The sequence below is a fragment of the Rathayibacter sp. AY1A5 genome, from assembly GCF_002930875.1.
Taxonomy (GTDB): Bacteria; Actinomycetota; Actinomycetes; order Actinomycetales; family Microbacteriaceae; genus Rathayibacter.
In genome coordinates, this window is the sequence record NZ_PSTM01000001.1 from 74124 (window position 1) to 89663 (window position 15540).

Genomic DNA, 15540 nt, shown 5'->3' on the forward strand with positions numbered 1-15540 from the left:
CGCTGGCGGGATGCGCGCGCTCCGGACCCTGCCCGCGAGCGCGGTCCTCGCCCTCGCCACCGCGCTGACCCTCGTCGGCTCCTGGATCCCCTCCTACTGGAACGACGAGGCCGCGACCCTCCGCCTGGCGCGGCTCCCGGTGGGCGAGCTCCTCGCCTTCGTGCAGGAGAAGGACGCGGTGCACCTGGTCTACGGCCTGCTGATGCACGGCTGGATCGCGATCGCCGGGGAGTCGGAGCTCGCGGTGCGGGCGCCGTCCGCTCTCGCCACGGGAGCGGCGGCGGCGGGCGTCGTCGTCCTGCTGCGATCGTTCGACCGGCCCCGGGCGGCACTCCTCGCCGCCGCGGTGCTCGTGCTGCTCCCGCGGTCCTCGTTCTCGGGGACCGAGGCGCGATCCTCCGCTCTGGCCACCGCGCTCGTGGTGGGAGCGGCGGTCCTCGTCGTGCGGGCGGCCCGCTCCGGAGGAGCCCTGCGCTGGACCGCGTTCGCGGCCGTCGCGGGTCTGGCGGACGCGGTGTTCCTCTACTCCGTGCTGGTGCTGCCGGCTCTCGTCTCTCTCGCCGCGGCTGCGGCGCCCAGGGGTGCCGTGCGGGCTCTCGCGGCGAGCGCCCTCTCGGCACTGGGCGCCGTGCCGGTGCTGCTCCTCGCCGCAGGGCAGAGCGGCCAGGTCGGCTGGCTCCGCTCGCAGCCGGTGACCGCGTTCACCGTCCTGGTCGAGCCGTTCTTCGGATCCGCGTGGTGGCTGGCCGGGATCGCCGTCGCGCTCCTCGCGGTCGCCGCGGTGCGGGGCGGCCTGCGCGGGCCGCTCCTGCCGGCCCTCGTCCTCTGGATCGTGCTGCCGACGGCGGTGCTGGTGCTCGGGACCCTCCTCGTCGAGCCGATGTTCACTCCGCGCTACCTCGCGTCGAGCACGCCCGCTCTCGCGGTCCTCCTCGGCCTCGCGCTCGACTCGTTCAGGGCCCGGACGGGCGTCGCCCTCCTCGCCCTGATCGCGGTGGCCGCCTTGCCGGTCCTGGTGCAGATGCGCACGGTCACCGGGAAGCCGGCCGGGCAGGACCTCCGCGGTCTGGCGGCCGCCGTCGAGGAGCGGGCCCGTCAGGGCGACGCCGTCCTCCTCGGCTCCTCCGGGACGGGCTCGCTCCGGCCCCGCCTGGCGCTCGCCGCCTACCCGGAGGCGTTCGCGGGCGTGGACGATGTCGCCCTCGCCGCTCCGTACAGGACGACGGGCACGTATTCGGACATCCTGCTGGAGGGCCAGGCGCTGCGCGCCGCGCTCGCCGGGGAGGACCGGATCTGGCAGGCGCTGCCGGAGGGCGAGGCGGACGCGGTGCTCGCGGAGGCGGGGTTCGTCGCGCGCGAGCGGATCCGGGTGCCGACGACCGTGCTGACGCTGTGGGAGCGTCCGGAGGGCCGCTGATCCGGAGCGCTCGGGGCGTCGCAGCCCCGGAGTGGGGAGACGCCGGAGTGCCCGGAGCCCCGCCGACGGGGAGCCGCTACCCTTGTCCCCGGCGCCGTCGCAGAGCGGTGGCGTCCGCGGAGCGAGGACCGCGCCACCGAGAGGACCCGAACGTGACGTTGCCCGAGACCACCACCACCGCCATCGCGAAGCGGAAGGGGCGCGACGTCGCCCCCGAGATCGCGCGCTCCTGGCTGCTGGTGAACGCCACCCGCACCGAGACGTTCGACGCCGCGCACGCGTCCCGCGCCGACCAGATCGTCCTCGACATCGAGGACGCGGTCGACCCCAAGGCGAAGCCCGACGCGCGGACCGACGTCGCGGAGTGGCTGACCGGCGAGAAGCGCGCCTGGGTCCGCATCAACGACCACTCCACCCCGTTCTGGTCCGACGACGTCGACGCGCTGAAGGGCCTGCCCGGCCTCGCCGGCGTCATGCTCGCCAAGACCGAGGCCGCCGAGCACGTCACCGAGACCTTCGACCGCCTCGGCGGCTCCACCCCGGTGCTCGCCCTGGTCGAGTCCGCCCTCGGCATCGAGGAGGCGGTCTCGATCGCCCGCGCCCGCGGCACCTTCCGCCTCGCGTTCGGCAGCGGCGACTACCGCCGCGACACGGGCACCAGCGCCGACGACCTCGCGATGGCCTACCCGCGCTCGCGCCTGGTCGTCGCCTCGCGCATCGGCGACCTGCCCGGCCCGATCGACGGCCCGACCGTCTCGAACAGCCACCCCGTGCTGCGCGAGCAGTCCGCGCTCACGGTCTCGCTCGGCCTCACCGGGAAGCTCTGCCTCGACACCGAGCAGCTCGCCGTGATCAACGAGGTCATCAGCCCGACGCCGTCCGACGTCGCCTGGGCCCGCGACTTCCTCGACGACTTCGAGGCCCGCGGCCGCGTCATCCGCGACGGCAGCGACCTGCCCCGGCTGGGCCGCGCCAAGAAGATCGACAAGCTGGCCACGGCGTTCGGCGTCAACCCGCTGTGATCCGTCGCGGGGAGGGCGCCACCGCGGCACACTGAGGGAGCCGCGGAGACCCTCCCGCGCAGGACGGAGACTCCGATGGGCGCGGTCAGCACCTTCCTCTGGTTCGACGACGGCGCGGGGGAGGCGGCGCGCTTCTACACGGAGCTGGTGCCGAACTCGCGGATCACCGGAAGCCAGGTGCTGCCGGAGGGCTCCCCGTCGCCCGGCGAGGTGCTGTCGGTGACGTTCGAGCTCGACGGGCAGCGGTTCCAGGCGATCAACGCCGGGCCGCGGTTCCCGTTCACCGAGGCCGTCTCGATCGTCGTGACCGTCGGCGACCAGTCCGAGCTCGACCGGCTGTGGGACGCCCTGATCGCGGACGGCGGCGAGGAGAGCCGGTGCGGCTGGCTCCGCGACCGCTGGGGGCTGTCCTGGCAGATCGTGCCGGAGGTCCTCCCGCGTCTGCTCGGAGGCGCCGACCCCGAGGCGTCCGCGCGCGCTCTGCAGGCGATGCTCGCGATGAGCCGCCTCGACATCGCGGAGCTGGAGCGGGCCCATGCCGGCGCGTGACTCCGCCCGCCCGCGCCGCTCGACCTCGCTGCGGCGCGCGTACCTCCGCGACTACCGCTACGCCTACGGCTCGCGCTTCGTGCACCTGCGGGAGGGCTGGGACGTGTCGCGGTACGCGTCCGGCGACGGCGCTCCGGTGCTGCTCATCCCCGGGATCTACGAGACGTGGCAGTTCCTCCGGCCCATCGCCGAGAGGCTGCACGCGGCGGGCCATCCGATCCACGTGCTGCCCGCGCTCGGCTACAACACGCGGCCGATCGTCGCGTCGGCCGGACTCGGCCAGGACTACCTGCGCGAGCACGATCTGCGCGGAGTCGTCGTCGTCGCGCACAGCAAAGGCGGCCTGATCGGCAAGCACATGATGGTCGTCGACGACCGCGAGGACGGGCGGATCGAGCGCATGATCGCCGTCTCGACCCCGTTCAACGGCTCGTCGCTCGCACGGATCGCCCCGGCGCGGGCGCTCCGGGAGTTCGCACCCCACCGCCCGCTGATCCGCACCCTGCTGGCCGAGCGCGAGGCCGACGCGCGCATCACGTCGATCTACGGGATGCGCGACCAGTACATCCCCGGAGGGAGCCGCCTCGCCGGGGCGCACGAGAACATCGCGGTCTCGGTGGTCGGCCACTTCGCGCTGCTCTCGAGCCCGAAGGTGCTCGACCTCATCGCGGCCCGGGTCTGAGGCCGGACGGGATCCGCTGGGCTCGCCGCCCGCGTGAGGCGCCTGCCGTGCGGCGCGACCTCGACCGGAGGACGGCCGCCTCAGCGACGGGCCGAGCCGCCCGCCGCGCTCAGGACCAGGGAGTGAGCAGCACGAGCGGGATCTGCCGCTCGGTCTTCGTCTGGTACTCGGCGTAGTCCGGCCACGCGGCGACCGCGCGCTCCCACCAGGCCGCGCGCAGATCGCCCTCGAGCACGCTCGCGGCGTAGTCCTTCTTCACGGGCCCGTCCTGCAGCTCGACGTGCGGCTCCTTGAGCATGTTGCCGTACCAGACGGGGTGCTCGGGCGCGCCGCCTTTGGACGCGACGACCACGTACTCGCCCTCGTGCTCGACGCGCATCAGCGCGGTCTTGCGGAGCTTCCCGCTCTTCGAGCCGACGGTGGTCAGGACGATGATGGGGCGGCCGCGGAGGAGGTTCCCCTCGGCTCCGCCGGTCCGCTCGTAGAGCTCCGCCTGCTCGCGGGCCCACTCGGACGTGCTGGGTTCGTACTCTCCGGTCAGCGGCATGCCTCCGATCGTACGGCCGCGGCGGCCCCGGTGGCCGACCCGTGTGCAGGAGGATGGAGCGGTGTTCTCCGCAGACCCGTTCGACCGAGCCCGTATCGCCCTCCTGCGCGACGACCTGATCCGCGCCCGCTACGGCGTGGACGCCGTGCGGGGGCTCTGGGGCGACGAAGCGGCCGAGGCGCTGCACCGCGGCGATCGGGTCCCCGCCCGCCGCGCCCTCGAGCGCAGCGGCGACCACGACGCGCTGGCCACCCTCGCCCGCCTGTTCCTCCTGGCCGATCCCGTCTCGGCCGACGACGCGGACGAGGCGTTCGGCGCTCTCGCGCTGGAGGGGGCGGTGGAGCTCGGCCTGGTGAGCGTCGAGGCCGGAGCCGTCGTCACCGCGGCCCTCGACCTGCGCCCCTACGACGTGGTCGACCAGCGCGGCGCTGCCTCCTGGTGGATCGCCTCCGACCTCGGGGAGCTCGCCCTCGGCCGCGCGCTGGACGAGGACCACGTGCTCGGCGTCGGCGGCGCGAGCCTCACGCTGACCGGCCTGATGATCCAGCGGCCCGTCGGCCGCGTGCTCGACCTGGGGACCGGCTGCGGGATCCAGGCGCTGCACGCCTCCCGCCACGCCGAGCAGGTGGTCGCCACCGACATCTCCGAGCGCGCGCTCGCGCTCGCCTCTTTCACCGCGGCGCTCAACGGGATCGAGAACATCGAGTTCCGCCTCGGCAGCCTCTACGAGCCGGTCGCGGGGGAGCGCTTCGACCACATCGTCACGAACCCGCCGTTCGTCATCACGCCGCGAGCCGAGGGCGTCCCCTCCTACGAGTACCGCGACGGCGGGCTGGAGGGCGACGAGATCGTGCGCCGCGTCGTCCTCGGAGCCGCCGAGCACCTGGTGCCCGGCGGTGTCGCGCAGCTCCTGGGGAACTGGGAGTACCGGGAGGGCGCGGACGCCTTCGACCGGATCGCGGACTGGCTCGCCGACGCCCGCAGCCCGCTGGAGCAGGCGCTCGAGGCGGGGCCCGAGGGGCTCGACGCCTGGATGGGCGGGACCGCCTCTCCGCTGGACGTCTGGGTCGTGGAGCGCGAGCGTCAGGATCCGGCGGTCTACGCCGAGACCTGGATCCGGGACGGCGGCACGACTCGCGGCCCCGCGTTCGACGCGCTGGTCGACGCCTGGCTGACCGACTTCGAGCGGCGCGGGGTGACCGGCGTCGGCTTCGGCTACGTCACGCTCCGCTTGCCCGAGCAGCCCCGCCCGCCGATCCGCCGCCTCGAGCGCATCACCACGCCGATGGCGACCGCGGGCCTGGGCGGCCACCTCGCCGCCTGCCTCGACGCGGCCGAGGCCCTCGCGTCGCTCGACGATCGCGCTCTGGCGGGTCTCGCCCTGGTCGTCGCCGGAGACGTCACGGAGGAGCGGCACTACTGGCCGGGCAACGACGATCCGACGGTGCTGCGGCTGCGGCAGGGCGGCGGCTTCGCCCGGGTCGAGGAGGTCGACACGGCACTGGCCGCCGTGGTCGGCGCCTGCGACGGCGAGCTCTCCGTGGCGGCGATCGCGGCGGCGGTCGCCTCGCTCCTCCAGGTCGAGGAGGAGGCGGTGTCCGACTCGGTGCTGCCGCGGGTGCGCGAGCTGGTGGCGACGGGGCTGCTGCGGCTGCCCCAGGGGGAACGCGGCTAGAAGAGGGTGGCGGAGTCCTCGACGGGGGGCGCGGCGGGCGCGGCGGCGGCCGTCGGCCATCCGGGTCCGGCGTCGACGGGCTGCCGGCGCTGGTAGGCGGTCGCGGCGCTCCGGGCGCGGACGTCGGCGGCCTCGTTCATCCGGTGGTTGGCGTGCCCCTTCACCCACTCGAAGGTGACCGCCCGGCCCTGCAGCTCCTCGTCGAGCGCCTTGATGATCTCGACGTTCATCACCGGCTTGCCGTCGGCCTTGCGCCAGCCCTTCCGCTTCCAGCCCGGCAGCCACTCGGTGCAGGCCTTGATGGCGTACTGGCTGTCGCAGAGGATGTGCAGCGGCTCCTCCTCCTGCGCGGTCGCGCGCAGCAGCTCGAGCACCGCGGTGAGCTCGCCGATGTTGTTCGTGCCGTGCGACCAGCCGCCCGCGGCCCAGCGCTCGTCGTCGACGTACCAGGCCCAGCCGGCGGGGCCGGGGTTGCCCAGTGCGGACCCGTCTGCGGCGGCGATGATGCTCACGTGCGTCTCTCCTCGTGCTCTCGGTGCTCGCGCCGGTGCGGCGCCCTCCGAGGGTAGTCGGCGGGCGGGGCGGTCCGCGGCGCGCGGCGCGGAGTCAGGCGGAGGAGGAGCGGCGCGCGATCGTCACGCGCGTCGAGTACGGCATCGCGACGGTCCCGCTCCCGCCCGACTCCTCGTCCACCACGGCGTCGACCGCCGCGAGGACCGCGGCGCGCTCCTCGTCGGGCATCGCGATGATGTAGCTGCGGGACGCGAACATGTCGCGCACCCCGGCTCGGTCCAGCTCGAAGGACCACTCGAAGGCCGCGAACGCCACCCGCTCGAGAGCGGAGCCGAGCGGCGGCCGGAGCGTCTCGAAGCGCTCGGCGGAGGAGGCTCCGGCGACCTCGCCGAGCCGGCGCACCCAGGGGACCGACTCGTCGCGGATGTTCCACACCAGTGCGAGCACGCCCTCCGGCACCAGGACGCGGGCGACTTCGGCTCCCGCGCGCTCGGCGTCGACCCAGTGCCACGACTGCGCGGCGGTGACGAGCTCCGTGGAGGCGTCCGCGGCGGGGATCGCCTCGGCCGTCCCCTCCTCGGGGCGGACCCCCGGCAGACTCGAGGCGAGCCGCGCGAGCATCTCCGCGTCGGGCTCGACCGCGGTCACGGCGAGGCCGCGGGACGCGAGCGACGCGGTGAACTTGCCCGTTCCCGCGCCGAGGTCCACGGCGCGCAGCCGATCGGAGGCGTCGGCTCCCGCCGCGCGGGCCCGCTCCGGGACGAAGGCGCCCGCCACTCGCGCGGGGGCGTGCCCCACGATCCAGTCGACGGCGTCGTCGGGGTAGCCGGGCCGCCCGCGGTCGTAGGCGTCGACCGCGCTGCCGAAGGAGCGACCGAGGCCGCTCATCGCTTCTCCGCCGCTCGCGCGAGCACGTCCACCGCGTAGCCGTAGCCGGCGATCCCCGCGCCGACGATCACGGCGATCGCGACGTCCGAGAGGTAGGAGTGCTGCCGGAACGGCTCACGCCGGTGCACGTTGCTCACGTGCACCTCGACCATCGGCAGCTCGGTCGCGAGGACGGCGTCGCGGATCGCGATCGACGTGTGCGTGTACGCCCCGGCGTTGAGCACCACTCCCGAGACGGAGCCGCGAGCCGCGTGCAGCCGGTCGACGATCGCGCCCTCCGAGCTGCTCTGGAAGGTCTCGACCGTGAAGCCGTGCCGCTCGGCCGCCTCCGCCGCCAGCGCCTCGGCGTCGGCGAGGGTGTCCGAGCCGTAGAGCTCGGGCTCGCGGGTGCCGAGCAGGTTCAGGTTCGGGCCGTTGAGGACGAGGATCGGCAGCTTCACGCTCCGACCCTAGCGCCGGCCGTCCCCGCGAGCGGGAGCGGCGGCAGCGCCGCGCGCAGGAGGATCAGCTCGCGCGCATGGGCGTCCAGATGCCGGTCCTCCTCGGTCCGCAGCTCGAGAGGCGGGACCGGCTCGGCCGCCCCGTCGGCGCCCCGCACCACGAAGACGCTCCGGCACTGCGTGGTCAGCTCCAGCTCGCCGGTCCGCGGGTCCCCGGAGCGCACGTGCACCGCCAAGTGCATGCTCCGGGCGCTCGTGTGGATGAGGCGCGCCTCCACCTCGACGAGATGCCCGATGCGCACCGGACGGTAGAAGTGGATCCCCCCGGAGTAGACGGCCACAGAGTCGCGGCCGGTCCAGCGCTGCGCGACCGCGTCGGCCGCCTCGTCGATCCAGCGCATCACGATCCCGCCGTGGGCGTTGCCGCCCCAGTTGACGTCTCCCGGTGCCGCGAGGAAGCGGAACACGATCCGCGGACCGGTGCCCTCCTCGGTGTACTCCTGGGCGCGCATCACGTCGTGCAGCCTCCGGCGGCCCTCGATGCGCGCGGCGGCGCCCTCGGCGAGGGACAGGTCCTCGATCGAGCGGGGCCGCCACTCCGGGACCGACCGCGGCCTCTTCTCGTCGTCGACGGCCACGAACACGAGGAGGCAGTGCGTGGCGTCCTCGTAGAGGCCGGTCCGCGGATCCGCCTGCGCGACCTGCACCAGCACGTGCATGCTCGTGCGCCCGGTGTGGATGACGCGGGCGGTCGCCTCGATCAGGTTGCCGACCGAGACGGGCCGGGTGAAGTGGACGTTGCCGACGTACGCCGTCACGCAGTAGCCGCCGCTCCAGCCCACGGCGCAGGCGTAGCCGGCCTTGTCGATCCACTCGAGGACGCGGCCGGCCTGGGCGCTGCGGCCGTCGGCGGTGGCGTCCTGCGGGGCGGCGAGGAAGCGGAGCGTGATGCGGTCGGTCATGGTGCCCGTCGTCGTGGGAGCGGAAGGGGGGAGTGGACCCGCGGGGGTGCGAGGAAAGGGGGATGATCCGCCCGCGGGCCACAGGGGTGTCCGGCAGGAGCCGGCTCGGTCAGGGGGATCAGGCCGCCAGCGGCAGCTTCTCGGCGAGGAGCCGGAGCCGCAGGGCCTGGAGCTCGGCGGACAGCTCGGGCGGCAGCCGGTCGCCGAACCGCGTGAAGAACTCCTCCGTGAGCGCGCACTCCTCCAGCCACGCCTCCACCGGGACGGAGAACAGCTCCTCCTTCTGGGCCGCGGAGAGCAGGAGCCCGTGCGTGTCGATCGCGACCGGCAGGTCGCCGAGGGGGCTCCGCCGCGCCTCCGCCAGCCCCTCCAGGCGGCGGACGAGCCACTGCAGCACCCGCGCGTTCTCGCCGAAGCCGGGCCAGAGGAACTCGCCGTCCGCGTCCTTCCGGAACCAGTTGACCTGGAACACGGCCGGCGCCGCATCGCCGAGCTCGGCGCCGATCGCGAGCCAGTGCGCGAAGTAGTCGGCCATGTTGTAGCCGCAGAAGGGGAGCATCGCGAACGGATCGCGGCGCAGCTCCCCGACCGTGCCCTCCGCGGCCGCGGTCTTCTCGGAGGCGACGGTCGCACCCAGGAAGACGCCGTGCTGCCACGAGGTGGCCTGCGTGACCAGCGGGACGTTGCTCGCCCGTCGGCCACCGAAGACGATCGCGTCCAGCGGCACGCCCTCGTGGGCGTCCCAGTCGGCGGAGAGCGACGGGCACTGCGCGGCCGGCGCGGTGAAGCGGGAGTTGGGGTGCGCGGCGGGCGTGCCGGACGCCGGCGTCCACGGCTGCCCGCGCCAGTCGGTCAGCCGCTCCGGGACCTCGTCGGTCAGGCCCTCCCACCACACGTCGCCGTCCTCGCGGAGCGCGACGTTGGTGAAGATCGTGTTGCCCCAGAGCGTCTGCACGGCGTTCGGGTTCGAGGTCTCCCCGGTGCCGGGAGCGACGCCGAAGAAGCCCGTCTCGGGGTTCATCGCCCAGAGGCGTCCATCCTCCCCGCGGCGCATCCAGGTGATGTCGTCGCCCAGCGTCTCGACCCGCCAGCCGGGGATCGCGGGCTGCATCATCGCGAGGTTGGTCTTGCCGCACGCGCTCGGGAAGGCGGCGGCGACATGGTAGCGCCGTCCCTCGGGCGAGACGATGCGGATCAGCAGCATGTGCTCGGCGAGCCAGCCCTCCTCGCGCCCCATCGCCGAGGCGATGCGCAGGGCGAAGCACTTCTTCGCCAGCAGGGCGTTGCCGCCGTAGCCGGAGCCGTACGAGACGATCTCGCGCGTCTCCGGGAACTGGGTGATGTACTTCACGGGGCTGCACGGCCAGGCGACGTCCTCGCGGGTGACGCCGTCCGCGTCGCGGAGGGGCAGCCCCACGGTGTGCACGCCGCGGACGAACGGGGTCTCCTCGGTGAAGGCGGCGAGCGGCTCGGAGCCCACGCGCGCCATGATCCGCAGGTTCAGCACCGCGTAGGCCGAGTCGGTGACCTGGACGCCCAGCTGCGAGAGCGGACCGCCGACGGGCCCCATCGAGAACGGGACGACGTACATCGTCCGTCCGCGCATCGCTCCGTCGAGGAGGGGAGCGAGCTCGGCCCTCATCGCGGCGGGCTCGCGCCAGTTGTTGGTCGGTCCCGCGTCGGCCTCGTCGGTCGTGCAGATGAAGGTGCGGTCCTCGACCCGGGCGACGTCGTCCGGGTCGGTGCGGGCCAGGAACGAGCCGGGCCGCCACTCCGGATTGAGCGGGAGGAGCGTGCCGGAGGCGACGAGCCGCTCGGTCAGGCGGTACCACTCCGCGGGGGAGCCGTCGCTCCACTCGATCGCGTCGGGCTGGAGGATCGCGGCGGTCTCGCGCACCCAGCGGCGGAGGGCGAGGGGCGCCGACGGCACGACGGGCGCGGGGACGGACGTCGGCGCGGTCATGGTGCTCGGCTCGAGTCGGACGGTGTTGCTGAAGATGCTCATGCTGGCTCCGCTTTCGGTGGTCGTCGTCGACGGGGGTGGGGAGTCGCCGGCCGCAGCCGGGAAGAGGCCGGCCGGGCCGGGAGGGGCGCTCAGTGGCGCCTGAAGCCAGGATGGAGGAGGATCGGGAGGTATTCCCGGCGCTCAGGCGGTCAAGAAACCACCTTTTTGCGCTTCCGTCACAACCGATCGCTGGAGCTCGCCGTGACCGATCCCTCGACGCCCGCCCCGGGCTCCGACGCCGTGCTGCTCGGGCAGCGCCTGCGCCACTTCCGCACCCGGCGCGGACTGACCCTCGGGCAGCTCGCCGAGCGCGTCGACGTGTCGGGGAGCCAGCTCTCGCTGATCGAGACGGGGCGCCGCGAGCCGCGCCTCTCCCTCCTGCAGCGCCTCGCGGCCGCGCTCGGCGTCGAGCTGGCGGCGCTGCTCTCGGACGAGCCGCCGAGCGAGCGGGCCGCGCTCGAGATCGAGCTGGCGCGCGTGCAGAAGGGGTCGCTGTACCGCTCGCTCGGCCTGCCCGAGTTCAAGGTCAACAAGGGGCTGAGCACGCCCGTGCTGGAGGCGTTCCTCGGCGTCTACCGCGAGCTCGCCCGTCGCCGGAGCGAGGCGAGTGCCACACCGGAGGAGGCGCGCCGGGCCAACACCGCCCAGCGGCTCCAGCTGCGCGAGCGCAGCTCCTACCTGCCCGAGATCGAGGAGGTGGCGGGCGAGATGCTCCGGACCGTCGGGCACCGCGGAGGAGCACTGACCCACAGCTCCGTCTCGAAGATGGCCCGGCACCTCGGCTTCGAGATCATCCACGTCGGCGACCTGCCGCATTCCGCCCGCTCGGTGATCGACCTCGCGAACGGCAGGATCTACCTCCCGCCCGCCTCGATCCCCGGGGGCCACGGCCTGCGGGCGCTGGCGCTGCAGGCGATGGCGCACCGCCTCCTCGGGCACGAGCGGCCGGTGACCTACGCCGACTTCCTCCGCCAGCGCCTCGAGATCAACTACTTCGCCGCCGCGTGCCTGATGCCGCTGGAGCCGGCGGTCGCGTTCCTCCAGGAGGCGAAGCGCGAGCGGGACGTCTCGGTGGAGGACTTCCGCGACGGCTTCGGCGTCACCCACGAGGCCGCCGCCCTGCGCTTCACGAACCTGCTGACCTCGCACCTCGACATCCGGATGCACTTCCTGCGGGTGCTGGGAGACGGCTCGATCCAGAAGGCCTACGAGAACGACGGGCTGCCGCTGCCGACCGACGTCACCGGGGCCGTCGAGGGCCAGGTCGTCTGCCGCTACTGGTCGGCGCGCTCCGCGTTCACCCGGACCAACCGGACGACGGAGTACTACCAGTACGTCGACACTCCGGCGGGCACCTTCTGGTCGGCGTCGCAGACCGGCACGACCGCCACCGAGGAGTTCTCGATCACCGTGGGCGTCCCGTTCGCCGAGGCCCGCTTCTTCCGAGGCCGCGACACCGACCGCCGCGAGCTCTCCCGCTGCCCCGACGAGTCCTGCTGCCGGCGCGCCCCGTCGGAGCTCGCCGCGCGCTGGGACGGCAACGCCTGGCCGAGCGCGCGCCTGCACGCGCACGTGCTCGCGCCGCTGCCGTCGGGGACCTTCCCCGGCATCGACGACGCCGAGGTCTACGAGTTCCTCGACGCGCACGCTCGCGAGTCCTGACCGCTCCCGCGAGACGCCGCTCCGGTGCGCCTGGGTCGGCGTGCCGCGTACCCGGGCGCGTCCCGCGGAAGGGCGGGAGTCGTCAGTCCGAGATGAGGGCGCGGGCCGTTCCCTCGTCGAGGATGAGGTCGGTGATGAGGCCGGCCGCCAGGGCGCCGCGCAGGCCCGGCAGCTTCGAGGCGCCCGACACGACGCAGATCCGGCGCGACGCGCGGCGCACCGTGGAGAGGTCCGGACCGCTTGCACGTTCGTTCATGGGGATGTCGTCCCAGCTGCCGTCGGACCGGTAGAACACCGTCGCGACGTCGCCGACGACCCCGGAGCCGCTAAGCGAGGTGAAGTCGCTCGGCTCCAGGTAGCCGCCGATGTAGACCTTCGAGGGGACCGCCGCGAACGGCGACCCGAGCCCGAACAGCGCCACGTCCATCCGCTGCTGCAGCTCCAGGACCCGTCGGGTGGAGCGCTCGCGCCACACCGCCTGCTTGGTGGTCGGGTCGTCGAAGAACGCCGGCACCGGGAACTGCTGGACCTTCGCCGCGTAGGCGTCACCGAAGCGGCGGAGGATCTCGCTCGAGTAGTTGATGCCCGTGGTCTCGGTGTTGCCGGCGCCGTTCAGCTGCACGATCTGCGTGTTGTGCGTCTCCTTGGCGATCAGGTGGCGGCTGATCGCGCTCATCGTGGAGCCCCAGGCGATGCCGACGATCATGTTCGAGTCGATGAACTGCCCGAGGATCCTCGCTGCGGACAGGGCGACCCGCTCGAGCCGGTCGATCTCGCTGGTGTGGTCCGGCACCGGAACGATGTGCGCCGTGATGTCGAAGTGGGACCGCACCTCGGCCGAGAGGGCGCTCGCCCGGTCGAGGGGGGAGCGGATCTGGATGTCGACCAGGCCGGTCGCGCGGGCGTGCGAGAGCAGGCGCGAGACGGAGGAGCGCGACGTGTGCAGCTCGTGCGCGATCGCGTCCATCGTCAGATCCTGCATGTAGTACAGCTGGGCCGCACGCAGCGCGTCCCGCGTCTTGTCGGGATGGGTCGCGTGGGTCGTCTCGTCGAGTTCGACGACCGGTCTCACCGGGGTCATAGCGCTCCCTGCACGGATTTCCACCCGTCTTGACCGGATGTGTTGTCGGGTCAAGGATGGCTGTATTCCTCCGCGAAATCAATCGGTCATCTCCCCGGTGCACGCTGGTGCGGAGGCCTCGACGACACCCCTACGACACGAAGGCGAGTACGAAGTGGCACAGTCCGACGGAACTCCCGGAAACTCCGCTCTGCGCGAGAGCGTCGCTGCTCTCCGCGACAACCCCCGCGCCACGGTCCTGGTCATCGGCGGTGGCATCAACGGCATCGGGACCTTCCGCGAGCTCGCGCTCAACGGCGTCGACGTCGCCCTCGTCGAGCGCGGCGACTACGTCTCCGGTGCCTCGAGCGCCTCGAGCCACATGATCCACGGCGGCATCCGCTACCTCGAGAACGGCGAGTTCCGACTCGTCAACGAGGGCGTGCACGAGCGCAACGGCCTGCTGAAGATCGCTCCCCATTACGTGAAGCCGCTGCAGACGACGATCCCGATCTACTCGACGTTCTCGGGCATCCTCGCGGCTCCGCTGCGCTTCCTGACCCACAAGTCGGGCAAGCCGCAGGAGCGCGGTGCGCTGCTGATCAAGGTCGGCCTCACGATGTACGACTTCTTCTCCCGCGACGGCGGCACGGTCCCGCGCCACCAGTTCCACGGGCGCAAGCGCTCGCTGAACGAGCTCCCCAAGCTCGACCCGAAGATCAAGTACACCGCCACCTACTTCGACGCCTCCGTGCACGAGCCCGAGCGCCTCGCGCTCGACGTGCTCCACGACGCGCTGATCGGCGGCAGGAAGGCCCGCGCGGCCAACTACGTCGAGGCCGTCGGCGCCGACGAGAAGGGCGTCGTCCTCCGCGACCGCGAGTCCGGCGAGGAGTTCACCTTCGCGGCGGACGTCGTCGTCAACGTCTCCGGACCGTGGACCGACTTCACCAACACGGCCCTCGGCACGTCCACGAAATTCATGGGCGGCACCAAGGGCTCGCACATCGTGCTCGACAACCCCGAGCTGGTCGAGGCCTGCGAGGGACGCGAGATGTTCTTCGAGCACAGCGACGGACGCATCGTCCTCATCTACCCGCTCAAGGGCCGCGTGATGGTCGGCACGACCGACATCGACGCCGACCCCACGAAGCCGGCGGTGTGCACGGAGGAGGAGATCGACTACTTCTTCGAGCTCGTCAACCACGTCTTCCCGGCCATCCGCGTGGACCGCTCGCAGATCGTCTTCAAGTTCTCCGGCATCCGCCCGCTGCCCCGCCACGACGACGAGGCCCCGGGCTTCGTCTCCCGCGACTACCGCATCGAGCCCTCGACGCTCCCCGGCAACGGCTCGCCCGTGCTCAGCCTGGTCGGCGGCAAGTGGACGACGTTCCGCGCCCTGTCGGAGCACCTCTCGAACGAGGTCTTCAAGCGGATCGGCGTGACCCGTCGCGTCTCCACCGTGAAGACCCCCATCGGAGGCGGCAAGGGCTTCCCGCGCACCGACGCGTCCCGCGCGCAGTGGATCAGCCAGCACCGCTCCGGGCTCTCCTCGGCCCGCACGGGCCAGCTGCTCGAGCGCTACGGCACCCGGGCGCAGGAGGTCATCGAGGCCCTGGCCGACGGACACGACGAGGCGCTCGACTTCGACAAGGACTTCACCACCGGTGAGATCCGCTACCTCGCCCAGCGCGAGAGCGTGGTGCACCTCATCGACCTGGTGATGCGCCGCACCAACCACGCCTTCACGGGCGGCCTGAGCCGCGAGCTCCTCGAGGAGCTCGCCGAGCACACGGGCGCCGTGCTGGGCTGGGACGACGCCGCCCGCGCGTCGGAGGTCGACGCGACCATCGCACACCTCAAGGAGTACAACGGCGTCGACGTCGGGGGCACCTCGGTGCAGACCCCGACGGCCGTGCCCGCCTCCTGATCGGCGGTCAGGCGCGGATCGACGGAAGCCCCGGACCGAGGATCACCTCGACCGGGGCTTCCGTCGTGACAACGCACAAACGTGCACGCGCCGTTCCTTGTCGCTAGGACAGGGCGCCGATAACTTCACACCGTCGGGCATCGAAGCCCGCCGCGGACGCCTGTGCGCGTCCGTCTTACGAAAAGGAA

At 73.0% G+C, this 15540-nt stretch carries 14 protein-coding genes; 7 read left to right on the forward strand and 7 right to left on the reverse strand.

Annotated features, from left to right (window positions below):
* Positions 1-10: 10 nt before the first annotated feature.
* From C5B98_RS00415 to C5B98_RS00430, 4 genes are all read left to right on the forward strand, one after another.
* Entirely contained in the window at positions 11-1417 is a 1407-nt protein-coding gene (locus C5B98_RS00415; RefSeq protein ID WP_104327100.1) for a glycosyltransferase family 39 protein, read from the forward strand.
* 158 nt (positions 1418-1575) lie between these two features.
* Complete coding sequence (locus C5B98_RS00420) at positions 1576-2439, forward strand: CoA ester lyase (protein WP_208543400.1); 864 nt, start codon at positions 1576-1578, stop codon at positions 2437-2439.
* Between the two features lie 75 nt (positions 2440-2514).
* Entirely contained in the window at positions 2515-2988 is a 474-nt protein-coding gene (locus C5B98_RS00425) for a VOC family protein (protein WP_104263191.1), read from the forward strand.
* Positions 2975-3670, forward strand: coding sequence for a triacylglycerol lipase (locus C5B98_RS00430; protein WP_104249466.1), 696 nt, complete (start codon positions 2975-2977; stop codon positions 3668-3670). The genes C5B98_RS00425 and C5B98_RS00430 overlap by 14 nt, the downstream gene beginning before the upstream one ends.
* Positions 3671-3779: 109 nt before the next feature.
* Here the strand turns inward: C5B98_RS00430 and C5B98_RS00435 are convergent, their stop codons facing one another.
* Positions 3780-4217: a nitroreductase family deazaflavin-dependent oxidoreductase gene (locus tag C5B98_RS00435; RefSeq protein WP_104223205.1), complete on the reverse strand. Its 438-nt coding sequence runs from the start codon at positions 4215-4217 to the stop codon at positions 3780-3782.
* 61 nt (positions 4218-4278) lie between these two features.
* On the opposite strand from C5B98_RS00435, the gene C5B98_RS00440 reads away from it, so the two are divergent.
* Complete coding sequence (locus C5B98_RS00440) at positions 4279-5892, forward strand: methyltransferase (RefSeq protein WP_258063395.1); 1614 nt, start codon at positions 4279-4281, stop codon at positions 5890-5892.
* Here C5B98_RS00440 and C5B98_RS00445 read toward each other — a convergent pair.
* The 5 genes from C5B98_RS00445 to C5B98_RS00465 all read right to left on the reverse strand — a co-directional run bounded on the left by C5B98_RS00445 (position 5889) and on the right by C5B98_RS00465 (position 10700).
* On the reverse strand, positions 5889-6404 hold the full coding sequence (locus C5B98_RS00445) for a ribonuclease H (RefSeq protein ID WP_104327102.1): 516 nt from the start codon (positions 6402-6404) through the stop codon (positions 5889-5891). The genes C5B98_RS00440 and C5B98_RS00445 overlap by 4 nt on opposite strands.
* A gap of 94 nt (positions 6405-6498) precedes the next feature.
* Positions 6499-7293 (reverse strand): class I SAM-dependent methyltransferase, encoded by a 795-nt coding sequence (locus tag C5B98_RS00450; RefSeq protein WP_104327103.1) that lies wholly within the window; start codon positions 7291-7293, stop codon positions 6499-6501.
* The gene (gene aroQ / locus C5B98_RS00455) at positions 7290-7733 is read right to left on the reverse strand and encodes a type II 3-dehydroquinate dehydratase (RefSeq protein ID WP_104238317.1); all 444 of its coding nucleotides are present in this window, start codon (positions 7731-7733) and stop codon (positions 7290-7292) included. The genes C5B98_RS00450 and aroQ overlap by 4 nt, the downstream gene beginning before the upstream one ends.
* A complete protein-coding gene (locus C5B98_RS00460) occupies positions 7730-8695 on the reverse strand; it encodes an acyl-CoA thioesterase (protein WP_104327104.1) in 966 nt (321 codons plus the stop codon). Before C5B98_RS00460 ends, aroQ begins: the two co-directional genes overlap by 4 nt.
* A gap of 118 nt (positions 8696-8813) precedes the next feature.
* On the reverse strand, positions 8814-10700 hold the full coding sequence (locus tag C5B98_RS00465; RefSeq protein WP_374953043.1) for a phosphoenolpyruvate carboxykinase (GTP): 1887 nt from the start codon (positions 10698-10700) through the stop codon (positions 8814-8816).
* 201 nt (positions 10701-10901) lie between these two features.
* Here C5B98_RS00465 and C5B98_RS00470 point away from each other — a divergent pair, with 201 nt between their 5' ends.
* Complete coding sequence (locus C5B98_RS00470; RefSeq protein WP_104291619.1) at positions 10902-12362, forward strand: helix-turn-helix domain-containing protein; 1461 nt, start codon at positions 10902-10904, stop codon at positions 12360-12362.
* 82 nt (positions 12363-12444) lie between these two features.
* On the opposite strand, the gene C5B98_RS00475 is transcribed toward C5B98_RS00470, so the two are convergent.
* Positions 12445-13443 carry a sugar-binding transcriptional regulator gene (locus tag C5B98_RS00475; RefSeq protein ID WP_104223198.1) on the reverse strand — a complete coding sequence of 333 codons (999 nt, stop codon included), beginning with the start codon at positions 13441-13443 and terminating at the stop codon, positions 12445-12447.
* A 154-nt stretch (positions 13444-13597) separates the two neighbouring features.
* Between C5B98_RS00475 and C5B98_RS00480 the strand changes: the two genes are divergently transcribed.
* Positions 13598-15352 carry a glycerol-3-phosphate dehydrogenase/oxidase gene (locus tag C5B98_RS00480; protein WP_258061232.1) on the forward strand — a complete coding sequence of 585 codons (1755 nt, stop codon included), beginning with the start codon at positions 13598-13600 and terminating at the stop codon, positions 15350-15352.
* Positions 15353-15540: the final 188 nt, after the last annotated feature.